Source organism: Noviherbaspirillum sp. UKPF54, from assembly GCF_007874125.1.
In the GTDB taxonomy this organism is placed as follows: Bacteria; Pseudomonadota; Gammaproteobacteria; order Burkholderiales; family Burkholderiaceae_D; genus Noviherbaspirillum.
Window position 1 is genome coordinate 3,536,305 of record NZ_CP040128.1, and the last position, 16,210, is coordinate 3,552,514.

Annotated in this window: 16 protein-coding genes; 7 read left to right on the forward strand and 9 right to left on the reverse strand. The window is 63.3% G+C overall.

What is annotated here, in order from left to right; translation table 11 throughout:
• Window positions 1-5 precede the first annotated feature (5 nt).
• The 5 genes from FAY22_RS16400 to FAY22_RS16420 form a co-directional block, all read right to left on the reverse strand.
• Window positions 6-953 carry a glutathione S-transferase family protein gene (locus FAY22_RS16400; RefSeq protein ID WP_246860540.1) on the reverse strand — a complete coding sequence of 316 codons (948 nt, stop codon included), beginning with the start codon at window positions 951-953 and terminating at the stop codon, window positions 6-8.
• Window positions 954-1,042: 89 nt separating this feature from the next.
• The gene (locus FAY22_RS16405; protein WP_146331204.1) at window positions 1,043-1,609 is read right to left on the reverse strand and encodes a YceI family protein; all 567 of its coding nucleotides are present in this window, start codon (window positions 1,607-1,609) and stop codon (window positions 1,043-1,045) included.
• 28 nt (window positions 1,610-1,637) lie between these two features.
• Window positions 1,638-2,189, reverse strand: coding sequence for a YceI family protein (locus FAY22_RS16410; protein WP_146331205.1), 552 nt, complete (start codon window positions 2,187-2,189; stop codon window positions 1,638-1,640).
• Between the two features lie 14 nt (window positions 2,190-2,203).
• Entirely contained in the window at window positions 2,204-2,743 is a 540-nt protein-coding gene (locus FAY22_RS16415; protein WP_146331206.1) for a cytochrome b, read from the reverse strand.
• Between the two features lie 30 nt (window positions 2,744-2,773).
• Window positions 2,774-3,523: a pirin-like bicupin family protein gene (locus tag FAY22_RS16420; protein WP_146331207.1), complete on the reverse strand. Its 750-nt coding sequence runs from the start codon at window positions 3,521-3,523 to the stop codon at window positions 2,774-2,776.
• Between the two features lie 90 nt (window positions 3,524-3,613).
• Here FAY22_RS16420 and FAY22_RS16425 point away from each other — a divergent pair, with 90 nt between their 5' ends.
• From FAY22_RS16425 to FAY22_RS16435, 3 genes are all read left to right on the forward strand, one after another.
• Window positions 3,614-4,522 carry a LysR family transcriptional regulator gene (locus tag FAY22_RS16425; RefSeq protein ID WP_146331208.1) on the forward strand — a complete coding sequence of 303 codons (909 nt, stop codon included), beginning with the start codon at window positions 3,614-3,616 and terminating at the stop codon, window positions 4,520-4,522.
• Between the two features lie 98 nt (window positions 4,523-4,620).
• The gene (locus FAY22_RS16430) at window positions 4,621-4,875 is read left to right on the forward strand and encodes a GlsB/YeaQ/YmgE family stress response membrane protein (RefSeq protein WP_146331209.1); all 255 of its coding nucleotides are present in this window, start codon (window positions 4,621-4,623) and stop codon (window positions 4,873-4,875) included.
• Window positions 4,876-5,081: 206 nt separating this feature from the next.
• On the forward strand, window positions 5,082-5,363 hold the full coding sequence (locus FAY22_RS16435) for a hypothetical protein (protein ID WP_146331210.1): 282 nt from the start codon (window positions 5,082-5,084) through the stop codon (window positions 5,361-5,363).
• 89 nt (window positions 5,364-5,452) lie between these two features.
• Here the strand turns inward: FAY22_RS16435 and FAY22_RS16440 are convergent, their stop codons facing one another.
• Entirely contained in the window at window positions 5,453-6,820 is a 1,368-nt protein-coding gene (locus FAY22_RS16440; protein ID WP_146331211.1) for a sodium-dependent transporter, read from the reverse strand.
• Between the two features lie 443 nt (window positions 6,821-7,263).
• Between FAY22_RS16440 and FAY22_RS16445 the strand changes: the two genes are divergently transcribed.
• The 4 genes from FAY22_RS16445 (at window position 7,264) to FAY22_RS16460 (ending at window position 13,694) form a co-directional block, all read left to right on the forward strand.
• Window positions 7,264-8,166 carry a DMT family transporter gene (locus FAY22_RS16445; protein WP_146331212.1) on the forward strand — a complete coding sequence of 301 codons (903 nt, stop codon included), beginning with the start codon at window positions 7,264-7,266 and terminating at the stop codon, window positions 8,164-8,166.
• 54 nt (window positions 8,167-8,220) lie between these two features.
• Window positions 8,221-8,835, forward strand: a complete 615-nt coding sequence (locus FAY22_RS16450; RefSeq protein WP_146331213.1) for a hypothetical protein — start codon at window positions 8,221-8,223, stop codon at window positions 8,833-8,835.
• Window positions 8,828-9,958 (forward strand): DUF2817 domain-containing protein, encoded by a 1,131-nt coding sequence (locus FAY22_RS16455; RefSeq protein WP_168204860.1) that lies wholly within the window; start codon window positions 8,828-8,830, stop codon window positions 9,956-9,958. The genes FAY22_RS16450 and FAY22_RS16455 overlap by 8 nt, the downstream gene beginning before the upstream one ends.
• Before the next feature lie 292 nt (window positions 9,959-10,250).
• Window positions 10,251-13,694 (forward strand): EAL domain-containing protein, encoded by a 3,444-nt coding sequence (locus tag FAY22_RS16460; protein WP_168204861.1) that lies wholly within the window; start codon window positions 10,251-10,253, stop codon window positions 13,692-13,694.
• A 63-nt stretch (window positions 13,695-13,757) separates the two neighbouring features.
• On the opposite strand, the gene fabI is transcribed toward FAY22_RS16460, so the two are convergent.
• The 3 genes from fabI to FAY22_RS16475 all read right to left on the reverse strand — a co-directional run bounded on the left by fabI (window position 13,758) and on the right by FAY22_RS16475 (window position 16,027).
• Window positions 13,758-14,522: an enoyl-ACP reductase FabI gene (gene fabI / locus FAY22_RS16465; RefSeq protein WP_146331216.1), complete on the reverse strand. Its 765-nt coding sequence runs from the start codon at window positions 14,520-14,522 to the stop codon at window positions 13,758-13,760.
• 147 nt (window positions 14,523-14,669) lie between these two features.
• Complete coding sequence (locus tag FAY22_RS16470) at window positions 14,670-15,554, reverse strand: MYG1 family protein (protein ID WP_246860541.1); 885 nt, start codon at window positions 15,552-15,554, stop codon at window positions 14,670-14,672.
• 77 nt (window positions 15,555-15,631) lie between these two features.
• Complete coding sequence (locus FAY22_RS16475) at window positions 15,632-16,027, reverse strand: DUF2237 family protein (RefSeq protein ID WP_146331218.1); 396 nt, start codon at window positions 16,025-16,027, stop codon at window positions 15,632-15,634.
• Window positions 16,028-16,210: the final 183 nt, after the last annotated feature.

The following is a 16,210-nucleotide window of genomic DNA, read 5'->3' on the forward strand; positions in this document are numbered from 1 at the left end:
TCTCTTCAAAGCGCGCCGGCGTCGGCGCAGAATTTCAGTCGCGGCCCGACGGGCACGATGCCGGTCGGGTTGATGTGCGGATGGCTCATAAAGTAGTGGCGCTTGATATGGTCGATATCGACCGTCGACGCGATGCCCGGCACGAGATAGAGCTCGCGCAGGTAGCGCGACAGGTGCGGAAAATCTTCGATGCGGTTGCGGCTGCACTTGAAATGGCTGTAGTAGACCGCGTCGAACCGCGCCAGCGTGGTAAAGAGACGCCAGTCCGCCTCCGTGATCTGGTCGCCCACCAGATAGCGGCTGTTGGCCAGCCATGCTTCGATCTGGTCCAGCGCCGCGAACAGCTTGTGGAACGCGTTTTCGTAGCTGGCCTGGGTCGAGGCAAAGCCGCAGCGATAGACGCCGTTGTTGATGTTTTCGTAAATGAAATCATTTAGCGCATCGATCTCGACACGCAATGCTTCCGGGCAGAGATCAAATGACGCGTCGCCGAATTGGTTGAACGCTCCGTTGAGCATGCGGATGATTTCCGACGACTCGTTGTTCACGATGCGATTGCGCACCTTGTCCCACAACACCGGAACCGAAATCCGGCCCGAATAGTCGGGCTGCGTGGCGGTATAGAGCTGGTGCAGGAAAGAAAAGCCATTGACGTGGTCCGGCAGGGTGTCGCTGAAGCACCAGCCCTGCTCCGACATGACCGGCTCGACGATCGACACCGACACCACGGCTTCGAGCCGCTTGAGCGCGCGCACGATCAGGGTCCGGTGCGCCCACGGGCAGGCCAGGGAGACATAGAGGTGATAGCGTCCCGGCTGCGCCGGGTAGCCGCTGGAACCGTCGGCCGTGATCCAGTCGCGAAAGACCGCAGCGGGCCGCAGGAACTCGCCGTGCGTGGCGCGCGTGTCATACCAGCCTGGATGCCACTCGCCATTTTGCAGATAGACGCTCACTTCCTTCTCCTTGCCAGCCGCGACGAGCGGCCGGCATTCAATTCACGCCGGCGGCAGGCGATGCGAACACCCGCCGCGTTCGGGGATGCTTATTGCTTGATCGCTTCGAGCGCGATGGTCAGGGTCACATCGTCGCCGACGTAGGGCGCGTATTTGCCGGCGTTGAACTCGGAACGCTTGATCGTCGTCGTGGCGTTGGCGCCGATGGCGGTCTTCTTCACGATCGGATGCTCCATCGAGTGGAAGGACGTGACATTGAGCGTGACGGGCTTGGTGACGCCCTTGATGGTCAGGTTGCCTTCGACCTTGCTCGGCTTGTCGCCGTTGAACACCACCTTGGTCGACTTGAAGGTGGCGGTCGGGTACTTGCCGGTATCGAGGAAATCCTCGCCCTGGATATGCTCGTTGAACAGCGGCGAGCCGGTGCTGACCGACTTCATGTCGATCGTGACATCCACCGAGCCGGTCCTGGCGGCCTGGTCGAACACCACGGTGCCGGTGGTCTTGTCGAAGCGGGAAAGCTGCGTGGAGTAGCCGAAATGGTTGTACTCGAAGCGCGGGAAGGTGTGGGTATTGTCGATCGTGAAGGTTTCCGGCGTGGCGAAGGCGGAAGCCGAGAATGCGGAAGCGATGGCGATCAGTGCGAGTTTTTTCATGATGGTTTCCTTGAGAAGCGGTCAAAAATCATTTGGCGTTGGCAAGCAGGCGAAAGCGCACCTGCACGTCGTCGGCGACGACGCTCGGGTCAGCCCAGGCGCCTTCGCCGACCCCGAATTCACTGCGTTTGAAGGGGAAGGCCCCTTCGAAGACGGCGGACTTTCCGTCCTGTTTCAGATTGAACACGGCCACGGTGTCCTTGGTCCGGCCTTTCATGCTCAGCTGGCCGCGCACCTCGTAACGGTTGCCGCCCAGCGGCTTGACGCTGCCGGAGACAAAGCTGGCGGTCGGATAGCTCGCGGTGTTGAACCAGCTCTTGCCGCGCACTTCCTTGTTGGCGTCGGCCGAGCCGGCATCGATGCTGGCGAGGTCGACGTCGATGCGTGCCTTGCTCGTTTCCGGCCTGGCCGGATCGAAGGCGACCTGCGCGGCGAACTTGCCGAAGCGGCCTTCCACCGGCACGCCCATCTGTTTGGAGACGAAGGTAATCTGGCTGCCGGCCGGCTGCACATCGCTGAACTGCATTGCATGGGCAGCGAAGGCGGCGAGGCCGAGCACGGGGAGAATCAAGCGTTTCATGGAAATGTCCTTTCTTACTTTGCGGTGCTGGGCAGGGGCGACATGCGCACCAGCGTTTCGTCGCGGTCGATGAAGTGGTGCTTGAGCGCCGCCGCCAAGTGCAGGCTAACCAGCGTTATCAGGCCGAAATTCAACAGCTCGTGGATTTCTTTCAGGAGGTCGCCCAGCTCCGCGTTCTTGGCCACCAGGTCAGGCAGCGGCAGTACGCCGAGATACACGACCGGAAAACCCTTGGCCGAACTCATCAGCCAGCCCGACAGCGGCACCGCGAACATCAGCGCGTACAGCAGGCCGTGCGTCAGCGATGCCACCTTGTGCTGCCATGCGGGTGCGGGCAGCGGCGCCGGCGCGCCCTTGGCGAAACGCCAGGCGATGCGCACGATCGCGATCAGCAGCGCCGTCATGCCGATCCATTTGTGATACGAGTACAGCTGCAGTTTGGCCGGGCTCAGCTTCAGGTCATGCATGTAGACGCCCAGCGGAAACGCGGTAAGGATCAACGCGGCGGTGAGCCAGTGCAGCGCCTTTGCAGGGCCGGTGTAGTGCTTTTTCATGAGCTTTCCTCCTGTCGTTGGGAGCGCAAATCAGTGCTGTTCCCGAGTCTCGGCCATTTCGATGATGATGAAGTGCGCACTCTTGTCCGCGAGGGAAAACGTCAGTTCCGCCGGGCCGATGATTTCCAGCGCATCGCGCTCGTGCAGCGTGGCGACGCCGTCGATGTCCACCGCGCCTTCAAAGTTGTTGATGTACGCCTGCCGGCCCGCTTTCAGCGAGAAGGACACCCGCGCCGCCAGATCGGTCATTTCCGACACGTAGAAATTGACGTCCTGGTTCAGATGCAGCGGCGCGTCCTCCCGGCTGGCAGGATTGCCGACGATGTGCAGCAGCTTGTTCAGGCGATCCGATGCGTCGAATTTATGGTTTTCGTAGCGGACCGGCAGACCGTTGGCCGGCGGCAGGATCCAGATCTGCAGGAAACGGCACGCTTCGTCATGCTTGTTCAGTTCCGAATGCCATACGCCGGCTCCGGCGCTCACCGTCTGCACATGGCCGCGCTCCAGCGTGTCTTCGACATCGGTGGCGCTGTCCCAGTGGGTCAGCTTGCCGCTGACGACGTAGCTGACGATTTCCATGTTGCGGTGCGGGTGCTTGTCGAAGCCGCCGTGCGGCACCACGCCATCGTCATTGAGCACGCGCAGCACCCCGAAGTTGATGTTCTCCGGGTTGTAGTAATTGGCGAATGAGAAATGGAAGTACGTGTCCGCCGGGTGCCGATCACTGGCAGGCAGGTAATGCAAGGAAGCGCCATCGATTTGTCGGTATTGCAAGGCCATTTGTTCGTGCTCCACTGAGTTGATGGGGCTAGATTAAATGTTTAAACTGGCGTAATAAATAAGCTTTTCCGTGAAACATAATTACGCAAAGTGGAACAATACGATCTCATCTCCCTGCGCGCCTTCGTCGCCGTCGTCGAAACCGGCAGCTTCGTGCGTGCCGCGGAACAGCTGGACGCCAGCACCGCTGCCATCAGCCGGCGCATCGCCATGCTTGAGCAAGCCCTGGGCAGCCAGCTGATCAACCGGACCACGCGCCGCATCGACATCACGGAAGCGGGGCGGCGCTTCTACGAAGATGTCGTCAATGTCATGCAACTGCTAGGCGAAGCCGAGGAGCGGGTGCGTATTGGACGGGAAGCCGCCACGGGGATCATGCGGGTGGCCGCGCCCTTGAGTTTCGGCATCGAGCGGGTCGCGCCGGTGCTGCCGGAATTCATGCGGCGGCATCCGGCGCTCAAGGTCCAGTTGCTTCTGGAGGACCGCTATACCGATCTGCATGGCGAGGCGATCGATGTCGCCATTCGCATCGGCACGGCCTTGCCGGATTCGTCGCTGGTCGCGGTGCGCATCGACTCGATCGCGCGCGTGTTATGCGCCGCTCCCGGCTATCTGGACAAGCATGGCGAACCGCGCACCCCGGAGGAGCTTAAGCAGCATTACTGCTTGCATTACAGCCTGCTGAGCCTGCGCGACGAATGGGGATTTCTCTTCGAAGACCCGGCCGAAGCCGCCGAGATCAAGAGCCTGCTGTCGGTGAACAATGCCGAAGCTTTAAAAGAATGCGCCATTGGCGGAATGGGCATCACCTTGCTGCCGCGCTTCGTGGTCGAAGATGCCCTCGCTGATGGCCGCCTGCGACAAGTGATGGCGACGTATAGTCCGCCCTCCTCCGGTCTTTTTGCCGTACGGCCATCGCGTCGCTATGTACCGGCACGTGTACGCCTGTTCATCGATTTCTTGCGCGAGTCGTTTGGCGGAGAAAAACTCAGGGCTTAGACGTAAAGAAAGTCCGAACGGCCAAATGCGCAGATCGCTCGAACCAGTTCGCCAGAAAGCTTGTCAAACGGTCACAGTCGTTTATATCCGGAGGTTCTATGAGTCTGCTGTGGTTTTTGTTCATCGGCTTGATCGCCGGCTGGCTGGCAAGCATGATTGTCGGCGGGCCATTCGGCTTGCTGGGCGATCTGATCGTCGGCGTCATCGGCTCGTATATCGGCGGCTGGCTGTTTGGCCGCATGGGCTGGAGCGCGGGGGGCGGCACATTGGGAAGCATCATTACGGCCACCATCGGTGCCATCGTGCTGCTGTTGATCTTGCGGCTGTTCAATAGCGCCCGCTGGCGCGGATGAACCGGCACGCCATCATCCACAGCCCGCGCACGCGGGCTGTTTTTTTATCCGCGTCCGGCAGCGCCGGCATCAAGGGCGCTTCCGGGCGGTCTATACCTAATTGCAACATTCTGTAAGCGCCGTCATCATTGCCCGGCCCGGCCCGTTAATGGAGATAACAAGGGAACGTTTCCCTTGTCTTCCTTAACGCCGAAAGAGAGTACCAGATGAAAAAGAGCATCCTGATTGCAGCCCTGTTCGCCATCGCCGGTTTCGCCAACGCACAGGCCCCGGCTTCGACTCCGGCTCCCGCCGGCGCAGCCGCCGCCAGCGCGCCCGCCGCAACGGAAGCCGCCAAGCCGGCCAAGGTACACAAGAAGGTTCACGCCAAGAAGCAGGCAAAGCACGCCGTGAAGAAGGATAAGCAGGCGAAAGCAGCCGACGCGGGCAAGACCGCCAAGGCCGAACCTGCAGCCGCCGAAAAGACGGCTTCCGCGCCCGCCAAGTAAGTTCAGGCAGCCACAGCGCTCCACCAAGCCCGCGCAGCGTGCGCGGGCTTTTCATTTTTCAGCCCACGCCACGCTACGCACTGGCCCGCTCAGAACAGGTTCAGCCCTTTGAGCATCACGGCCAGTATCAGGAGCGGCGAGATGTAACGCAACAAAAAGAATACCGCGCGGGCAAGTCCTTCGTTGTGCAGTTGTCCGCGGTTCGAGAGCGCCGTCCGGAACCTGTCGAAACCCCAGACCCAGCCGACAAACAGGGCCACGAAAATCCCGCCGGCCGGCAGGATCACGTTCGAGGACACGAAATCGAACAGGTCGAACATGTTGAGGCCGAACAATTTAAAGTTCGCCAGCGTGCTGTTCGTGAGCGCGCATGTCGAGCCCATGACAGCCAGCAGCGCGAGCGTCAGCATCACGGCCTTGGGGCGCGTCAGGCCGAAGCGCTCGTGGATGATCAGCACCGGCACCTCCAGCAGGGAGAGCATCGCGCCGGTGGCCGCAATGGCGGCCAGGACGAAAAACACCACCATCAGCGCCTGTCCCATCGGGATTTGCGAAAACACCGCGGGAATCGTGATGAACACCAGCGCCGGCCCGGCCGCGGGCTCGAAGCCGAAGGTGAATACCGCCGGAAAAATCGCCACGCCCGCCAGCAGCGACACGCACAGGTCGGCGCTCATGACGCGGAAGGTGGTCACCGGAATGTTCTGGTCGTCCCGGAAATAGCTGCCATAGGTCATCATCGTGCCCATGCCGATCGACAGCTTGAAGAACGCCAGCCCGAGCGCGGTCAGCACCACGGCCCCCGTCATCTTGCCGAAATCCGGGTGGAACAGGAATGCCAGCCCTTGCGCGGCCTTTTCCAGCGACAGGCTCACGCCGCACAACAGCAGCAGGAGCAGGAACAGCAGCGGCATCAGCTTCTTGGTCAGGGCCTCGATACCCTTGGTCACCCCGAGCAGCAGGATGCCGCCCATGCAGACGAGGACCAGCCACTGCCACAGTAGGGATTGCAGCGGATCGCTGATGAGCGCGCCGAAGGCGGCTTCGGTCACCTTGCGGTCGCTGCTCAGGATGGAGCCGCCGATCGCCTTGAAGACATAGGCGAACACCCAGGCCACGACTTCGGAATAGAACGACATGATCAGGAAGGACGCCAGCATGCCCGCCGCCCCGATCAGCCACCATGGCTGCCTGGGCGGCGCCAGCGCGATCAGCGCCGTGACCGGATTGGCCTTGACGTGCCGGCCCAGCGTGATTTCCGCGATCATCACCGGCAAGCCGACCAGCAGCGTCGCCAGGACGTACACCAGCAAAAATCCGGCGCCGCCGTTGGCGCCCGTGAGATAGGGGAATTTCCAGATGTTGCCGAGCCCGACCGCCGACCCCAGGGTCGCGGCGAGAACGCCGAAACTGGAAGTGAATCCGTCGCGGCTCGGTTTGTGCGGGTGTTGACTCATGATATTCGCAGATAAATGGGAAAAGCGGCAGGCGTGTCCGCGCAAACGAGGGCGGCGCCTTTCAGCGGGAAACAAGTACAGGCAGTTGCGCGGAGATGGAATGGTCAGAACCGGGCGTCAGGCAGATGCATGTCGCGCGCGGAACAGTAGGTGGTCAAGACAGCGCGCGACTTTACCACGCACTTGCCGCAACGTAAATTGATTTGACGCATGGATATCGGAAGCAATAACCATCGCCGTTCCCGTGCGGCGCCGCTACTTCTCTGCCTTCCCAGGCATGACCATGATGGTTTGTACAGGATGGCGCACAGAATTTCCTTGCCATCGTTGTCGGCGATCTGGGGGTTTGGGCCGGGGCCGCCAGTCACGTGCAATGCAGAAATTATGTATCCTCTTAAGCTCTCTTGAATTCGTGCAGACGTATACGGCATCCGGCCCCATCCATGACCCGCAAACTCACGTTCTCCACCGCTGTGATGCTCGTCATCCCTCCCCTGCTGTGGGCGGGAAATGCCGTCGTCGGCCGTATGGTGCATGCGCTGGTGCCGCCGATTACGCTGAACTTCCTGCGCTGGGCCATCGCCTTCCTGATCCTGCTGCCGCTGGCCGGCTCAGTCTTTCGTCCCGGCAGCGGCTTGTGGACGTATCGCCGCCGCTTCGCGCTGCTGGGGCTGCTCGGCATCGGCTTGTATAACGCGCTGCAATACCTGGCGCTGCAAAGCTCGACGCCGATCAACGTGACCCTGGTGGCGGCCAGCATGCCGGTGTGGATGCTGGCGATCGGACGCCTGTTCTTTGGCGCGTCCGTGTCGCGCACCCAGGTGGCCGGCGCGGCGCTGTCGATCGCCGGCGTGCTGCTGGTGCTGTCGCGCGGCGACTGGCATCAATTGCTGGCGCTGCGCCTGGTGCCGGGCGACCTGTTCATGATCCTCGCCACCATCGCCTGGTCGGTCTACAGCTGGCTGCTGGCGCGGCCGAACAAGGACCCGGCGGCTCTGCGCGCCAACTGGGCCGCTTTCCTGCTGGCGCAGGTCGCCTTCGGCGTGCTGTGGTCGGGCGCGTTCGCGGCCGGCGAGTGGGCCCTGACCGATGCGCGGATCCACTGGAGCTGGCCGCTGGGGGCCGCGCTGCTGTATGTCGCGGCCGGGCCGGCGGTGATCGCCTTTCGCTGCTGGGGCGCCGGCGTGCAGCGCGTCGGGCCGAACATCGCCGCCTTCTTCAGCAACCTGACGCCGCTGTTCGCTGCGCTGCTGTCGTCCGCGTTTCTCGGGGAATTGCCGCATGCATACCACGCGGCGGCGTTTGCGCTGATCGTGGGCGGCATCATCCTGTCATCGCGGCGCTGAACGTTTTGCCATCAAAAGCGCCAAAGCAGTTTTAGTCTGCAACAGGCGCACATCATGACTTCCCACGACCCCGACGAAATCAACCGGTTGATCGGCGCTTTTACCGATTTGCAAGAACAGTGGGAAAACGCGCCGGATGCCTTCGACTGGTCCCGGCTGGAAGCCTTGGCCAGGGACGGCGCGCATGCCTACAACGAATGCTGCGGTCCCTCCTTCCATGCACTGGCGCTGGACGGCGTGCCGCATACCGAATTCCACGAACGCTTTCTCGCGCATTCGCTGCGCGCCGGCTTCGATCCGTTCAAGCTGGCCAGGGCCGGCAACGCCAGCGAGGAAATCCCGGTCATCGACCATGCCAGCCTTGCCGACACCGCGCTGTGGAATCCGAGTGCGGCGCGCATGCGCGCCTCGCTGATGGAGCTGGCGCGCCAGCGCTTCGCGCCGCTGGCCGACGACATCCGGCGCGCCGATCCGCCATCGTCGCATCCGCTGTTCATGACGGTGGAAGCCTGCGCCGAATCGCTGCCGCTCGACCTGCTGGAGCGCATCTCGCCGGAACTGGCGCGCGAGCATCACGGAGATGCCCGGGAGCAGTCGGTCGATCCGATCGAGGGCTATCTGTCGGCGGCAGAAGTCATCGTCGAAAGCAATACCAAGCCGTATGGATGAGGCGGGCGCGCCGCAAGCGGCGTCACGCACGGAAAATGCCCCTGCGCTGTCGCTGCCCGGCAGCTACCTGGAGTCGCGCGACCGTTTCCGGGAACTCGGCGCGCGCATCGGAGCCGACCTGCGCGCCTTCCGTCACGACGAGGCCCAAGGCGCCACGCCGCCTCTATTTACCGATACCGCCTATCTCGGCGCGGCCGATGCGCCGGTGCTGGTCGTCATCGCCAGCGGCACGCACGGCGTGGAAGGCTACGCGGGCGCGGCCTGCCAGTTCCGTTTCATGCAAGACTATCCCGCGCGCCATGCCCGCTCCGGGTTCGCCTATCTGCTGGTGCACGCGGTCAATCCATGGGGATTTTTTCACGACCGGCGCGTCACGCCGGAAGGCATCGACCTGAACCGCAATTTCGTCGACTTTCCCGTTACGCGCGAGGCCGGCGCCGCCTACGCGGCCTACCACGACCTGCTGCTTACCCGGTTCCGGCCGTTGCCGCGCGGCTGGTGGAATGAAATCCGCCTGCTGTCGCACGCGCTCACGCGCACGCGCCGCAAGACGCTGCAGGCCGCCATCACGGCGGGGCAATACGCCTATCCGGACGGCCTGTTCTTCGGCGGCGCGGCGCCGGCCCGCAGCCGCCTGGTGTGGGAAGAGATCGTAAACACGTTCGCCCGCGGCCGGCGGCGCGCCCTTCTGCTCGACCTGCATACCGGGCTGGGAAAGCGCGGCGCTGGCGAACTCATCAGCTACCTGCCCCCGGACGCGGCCGACTTCAGGAAGATGGCGCGCTGGTTCGACGGCGGCATCCGGTCGATGGCCGGCGGCGACTCGGTCAGCGCGGCCCTGAAAGGCGATCTGACGGCGGCATTCGACCATGCCGTCGGCGGGCAGAGTTACGCGCTCGGGCTGGAGTTCGGCACCTGCGCGCCGCTGGCCGTGCTCAATGCCCTGCGCACCGATCACTGGTATCACAATAACGCGCACCGCCTGCCGCCGCCGGAGCGCGAGCGGGCGCGCCGCAAGATGAAGGCCGCCTTTGCAGGCGCCGACCGCGCATGGTGTGACCGGGTCGCGGCACGCTTCGATCAGGTCCTCGCGCAACTGGTGCGCGGGCTGGGCGCGGACTGAGGAAGGGCATCGGCACCGGCAACGCCGGGGGCAAGCAGCGCATCCGCCAATTCAGTAGTAACGCTTGCGGAGAAGCACAGGAATCTTTGCGCGGCCAATAGGTCAGACTGTAACACTGACTCATTGGCCTCGCCCGATGCATGCATCACAAAGATCCTCGGCGCCTGAACAATATGATTTCCTTGCCGGTGAAGGCAAGGTGCGGGCGCTTTTGCTCGCGCATGACTGGTCGACGTTTCCCCTTGGGAATCCAAACTCATGGCCGAGCGCGCTCAAGACCGCCATTCAGCTCATGCTCGATTCCAGCCAGCCGACTTCCCTGGCCTGGGGCGCGGATCTTCGCTTCTTTTATAACGACGCCTTCATCGAAGTACTTGCGGACAGGCATCCCTCGGCGCTGACCCGTCCATTCTGGGAAGTCTGGCCGGAGGCCAGGCAGGATTTTGAGCCGGCAATGCAGCAGGTGTGGGACGGCAAGCCGGTCTTCCATATCAATATGCCTTTCCGGATACGCCGCCACGGCAGTGAAAAGGTCTGGTTCACCTATTCCCTGCTGCCCATCCGGGACGATGAGGGAAAGGTGGCCGGCGTCTTTAATCCGATCATCGAAACCACTCAGCAAGTCGTGACCGGGCAGCGCCAGTCTTTCGAACTCGAACTCGTGAACCGGTTGCGCAAGACGGGGTCGCCGGACGATGTCGTCGCGGCGGCAATCGACTTGCTTGGCCGGCGGCTCGGCGTCTCGCGCGTTCTGTATGCCGAAGTCGACCTCTCCGACGGCACTGCCTTCATTCGTCGCGATTGGACTGCCGAGGGGGTCGCCAGTATGGCCGGCACGAAAAATACCATGGATGATTTCGGCCCCGAAATGATCGCCGCATTGCGCTGCGGGACGGTGACGGCGATCGACGATGTCGTGCTGGATCGCCGCACCGGCAATCACGCCGCAGCCTACGACAGCATCGGCGTGCGCGCCGAGCTGCTGGTGCCGCTGCCGCCCTCCGGCCCGTTGCGGGTGGTGCTGGCCCTGCACCGTGCCAAGCCGCATCACTGGCGCACCGAAGAGGTCCTGGTGGCGCAGGACACCGCCGAGCGCACCTGGATGGCGGTGGAAGCATCGCGCGCCGAAGCCGCGTTGCGGGCGGCGGCTGCCCGTGACGCCTTTCGCGTGCGCGTGGTGGATGCCCTGCGAGGACTCGACGATCCGGCCGAGATCGAGAATGCGGGCGCCCGCCTGCTCGGCGAGCATCTGCACGCCAACCGCGTCTTCTACTCGCCGCTCAAGGACGATCATTATGAATTCGTCGGGAACTTCGAGCGGGACGTGCCACACATGCCTCCAGAAAATTTTCCCGTACCCAAGTTTGGCCAGTGGGTATTTGACGCCTATCGCTCCGGCCTGCCGCTGATCTGCACGGATACCCAGGCCGATCCCAGGTTCTCACCGGCCGAGAAGCAAGCGTATGCATCGATCTATTGCATCGGCACCATCGGCGTGCCGCTGATCAAGCAAGGCAAGCTGGCGGCCATCCTGGGCGTACAGACGGCTGCCGCGCGTGCATGGACCGCCGACGAGGTCGCCCTGGTTGCGGACCTGGCCGAACGTATCTGGGAAACGGCGGAGCGTGCCAAGACCGGGGCGAAACTGCGCGAGGCGCAGGAACGCTATCTTGCGCTGTTCAACGCGATCGACCAGGGCTTCTGCACGATCGAGATGGCATTCGATGCGGAGCAAAAGCCGGTGGATTACCGCTTCCTGGAAGTCAGCCCGGCCTTCGAGCGCGAGACCGGCATCCATAACGCCGTCGGCCGCTGGGTACGAGACATTGTCCCCGACCACGAACAGCACTGGTTCGACATATATGGACACGTCGCGCTCACAGGAGAGCCAGCCCGTTTCGAGAATTATTCGACGCCGCTGGGCCGCTGGTGGGAGGTCTACGCCTTCCGCATCCACCATCCCGCGCTGCGCCGGGTGGCCATACTGTTTCGCGACATTACCGAGCGCAGGCGCGCCGAAGACGCCCTGCGCGATTCCGAGGAGCGCCTGCGCGCGCTGTTCGATTCGATGAGCGAAGCCTTCCTCATCATGGAAGCGATCTTGACCGCGGAAGGGAAGATCGCCGACCTGCGCTTCATCGAAACCAATCCGGCGTTCGACCGCTACACCACGCTCGGCGATCCGCGCGGGCGCACCATGAACGAACTGATGCCCGACGTCGACGCCATCTGGCACGAGCATTGCGAACGGGTCCTGCGCACCGGGGAAGCGGCGCAGTTCGAGATGCCGATCAAATCGCCCGACCGCTGGCTGGCCGTATCGGCCACCCGGCTTGGCGGAGCGAACAGCCGCCGCCTGGCGATCGTCTTCGCCGACATCACCGACCGCAAGCGGGCGGAAGAGATGATACGCCACGCCTCGCTGCATGACCCGCTGACGGGGCTTCCCAACCGCGCCATGCTGTTCGAGTATGCTAACCATATGTTGCCGCACAACAGGCGCACCGGCCAGCGCGCCGCGGTGCTGTTCCTCGACCTGGACCGGTTCAAGCCGATCAATGACACCCACGATCATGAGACCGGCGATGCGGTCTTGCAGGACGTGGCCCGCCGGCTCGCCGAGCGCTTGCGTACCGAGGACATCGTGATCCGCCTCGGCGGCGACGAATTCGTCGTGCTGCTGCAGGAAATCAGGAACGAGGCGGCCGCCGCCGATATTGCGCGCCAGATCATCGCCCGCGTCGACGAGCCGTACCTGATCGGCGAACTGGCGCTGTCATTGTCGGCGTCGATCGGCATCAGCATCTTTCCCAACGACGGCCAGGACATCGATACGCTGATCAGCCATGCCGACCTGGCGATGTACCAGGCCAAGCAGGCCGGCCGCAACAACTTCCAGTTTTATTCGTCGGAGTATTCCGCAGCGACCCAGCTGCAAAGCCGCATCGAAGCGCAGTTGAAAAGCGCGTTACGCGACGAGACGTTGCATCTCTACTACCAGCCGGTGCTGGACGTGGAAACCGGCGCCGTGGTCAGCGTCGAGGCGCTGCTGCGCTGCAGCGACACCGATGTCGGCCCGGAGCGCTTCGTCCCGGTGGCCGAAGCCACCGGCATGATCAATCCGATCGGGCGCTGGCTGCTGGCCGAAGCGGCGCGGCAGCACAAGAGATGGCTCGCACACGGCTTGCCCATGATTCCGATCGCAGTGAACGTGTCGGTGGTGGAATTCCGCGACCGGGATTTCGCGGACCGGTTCGAGCGCACGATACGCGAGCACGGCATCGACACGCATGCCTTGCAGGTCGAATTGACCGAAACGGCGGTGATGGACGATGTGACCCACGCAGTGCAAGTGCTGTCCCGCCTGCAGGCGCTCGGCGTGAAAATCCTGCTGGACGATTTCGGCACCGGGCATTCGAGCCTGGCCTATCTGGCGCGCCTGCCGCTGAACAAGGTCAAGATCGACAAGTCGTTCGTTTCCCCCCTGGAGAAAGATTCGGTCAGCCGCGCGGTGACCAATGCCATGATCGCGCTTGGCCGCACGCTGGAGCTGGAAGTGGTGGCCGAAGGCGTCGAAACCGAAAGCGCGCTCGACTACGTCCGCGCGCATGGCTGCACGCAGGCGCAAGGCTACTACTTTGGCATGCCGATGTCGGGCGACGCCTTCGAGCAGTGGTACCGCGAAAACCGGGGTCACCCGGGGAAGATGGTGTCCCCGGGCACCCGGCTCCATTGACGGCGCGGGCGACGCCTGGCCCGCCCTTGCTCCGCACCTGCGCCTCGCTATGGCAGCACGGCGTCACCCCATGATGTGATAGCCGCCGTCGATATACTCGACATTGCCGGTCAACAGGCGCGCGCCGTCGCCTACCAGAAAGGCGGCCACGTTGCCGACGTCATCGATGCCCGCGAGCATGCGTTCCGGCGCGCGCGTGCGCGCATTGTCGAGCAATTCGTCGAAGCGCCCGATACCCGAGGCGGCACGCGTCTTCAGCGGCCCCGGCGACAGCGCATGCACGCGGATGCCCTTGTCGCCCAGCTCCGCCGCCATGTAGCGCACGCTGCTTTCGAGCGCGGCCTTGACCGGTCCCATCAGGTTGTAGTTTTCCACCACCTTCTCCGACCCGTAGAACGTGACGGTCAACAGGCAGCCGCCATTCTTCATCAGCGGCTCCGCCATGCGCGCCATGCGGATGAAGGAATGGCAGGACACGTCCATCGCCAGCGCGAAGCCTTCCTGCGAACTCTCCACCAGGCGCCGGTGCAAGTCTTCGGTCGGGGCATAGGCGATCGAATGCAGCAGGAAATCGAGCTGCCCCCATTCGCCGGCGATGCGCTCGAACACGGCTTCCAGCTGCCCCGGCTCGCGCACGTCGCACGGCAGCAACAGCGCACTTTTCAGCTGCTCGGCCAGCGGCTGCACGTAGCGCCGCGCCTTGTCGTTCAGGTAGGTGAGGGCCAGTTCGGCGCCGGCGTCCCGGAATGCCTTCGCACAGCCGTACGCGATGCTTTGGTCGTTGGCGATGCCGACCACCAGCCCGCGCTTGCCTTCCAATGTCTTCATGGTAATCCTCCGCGAAACCGGGGGCGGCCACTGGACTACCGGCCGCCGGAGTGTCTCTGACATCCGTCCAGGGCGGCGGTTTCATCGGGATGGATCGATGTTGTGCGGCACGCGGTGTTTTCCGCGCGGCGCACTTGCCGTGCAGGATCAGGCGTTGTCCGCGAGCGCCAGCCGGGCCATCGCCAGCGCGCCCGCGAACGACTTTGCGGCGGCGATGAAGCGCCCGTTGTGGCAAAAGCCGGCATCCGGCACGCCGGTGGCGGCGGCCAGTTCCGCACCCTGCAAGCCGGCCCAGGCGGCCGGCAAGTCCTTGCGCGCCTTGAAGCTGTCGGCGGCGGCGGGCACGGTGTGCACCATGTAGCGGTCTTCGGCGAGATTATGGCTAAGCACGAACAACACGTCCGGCATTTCGTTGCGCACCACCGACGACCACGGCAGCGAGGCATTCGGCAGGTACAGCACCCGCCCGCCCTCCAGCAGTTCCGCTTGCCGCACCTGCTGCACGGCGAGCAGGCCGCCGACGCGGAACTTGACCGCGTTGACCAGGATGTCGGCCATGAAGGCCATCGCGCGGCGGAACTGGCGCAGCCGCATGTCCTCGGCGGCGGCTGCGCCGCCGGCCTGCTGCTCGTCGAGCCAGGTCGGATTGAAGCCGGAGATCAGCGCCGACAAGCCATAGCCGCCCGGCGCGCTCTTGGCCGCGCCGGTGTCGGCCATGTCCATGTACTGCACCAGGTCGGCGTCGATGGCGTAGGCCATCTGCTGCGCGGTCTCTTCCGCCAGCGCGTGCCCGGCATGCGTGTGCGCGAGTTGCGCCACGCAGCGCGCGCCGTGGGCCTTCCACACCAGTCCGGCGCTGGCATACACGACGCCGGATTCGCGCGTGCCGCTAAAGCCTTTCTGGTGATGGTCGAAGCGCCCGGTCTGCTGGTCCCAGATGCCGCCGACGTCGACGGCGAAATCGGCTTGCCGGATTTTTTCCGGGTCGCGCGTGCGGATCAGTTCGCAGCCGGGAAAGAGGATGTCCAGCACGGTCACCGCCCATACATCATCCGCGTGAAACTTTCCGGAGTGGGTTGCAATAATCATCTTGAAAAATTTACCGCGATTTATCCGGCGCTGCGCCGGCGGTGATCGAAACGCAGCAAGGCTTCCAGCGGCAGGCTGTCCAGCGCGCTGTAATTCGTGCTTTCCAAAACGACATCAGGCGCCACGCCAGCCAGATATGCCTCGCTCCAGCGCAACACGCACAGGCACCATTGGTCGCCAGGCTTCAGGCCTGGAAATCCCAGTTCCGGCACCGGCGTGCTCAGGTCATTGCCTTGGCGCAGACTGAATTCGAGAAATTCCTCGGTCATGATCGCACAGATGACATGCGTGCCGACGTCGTCGGTAGTGGTCTTGCAACAGCCGTCGCGGAAAAAGCCGGTCAACGGATCGAAAGAACAGGGAACCAGCGGTTCGCCAAGGACGTTTCTCGCGGGAGGAGATGGAAAATCTTTCATTGTTTTAGTGTATGTCCCTGCATGTTATTAGCAAGCACGCAATTGCCATGACCGTGACGTGTTGTATGGCCCTGACATTTTCTGCATTGTTGCGAGCAATCATTGAATGGGCGTATGCGCCGAGGTAAAGTTTGTTCTCAGACGCCATTGTCTGATTAGATGTCTGAGAGCGTTGAATTTTAT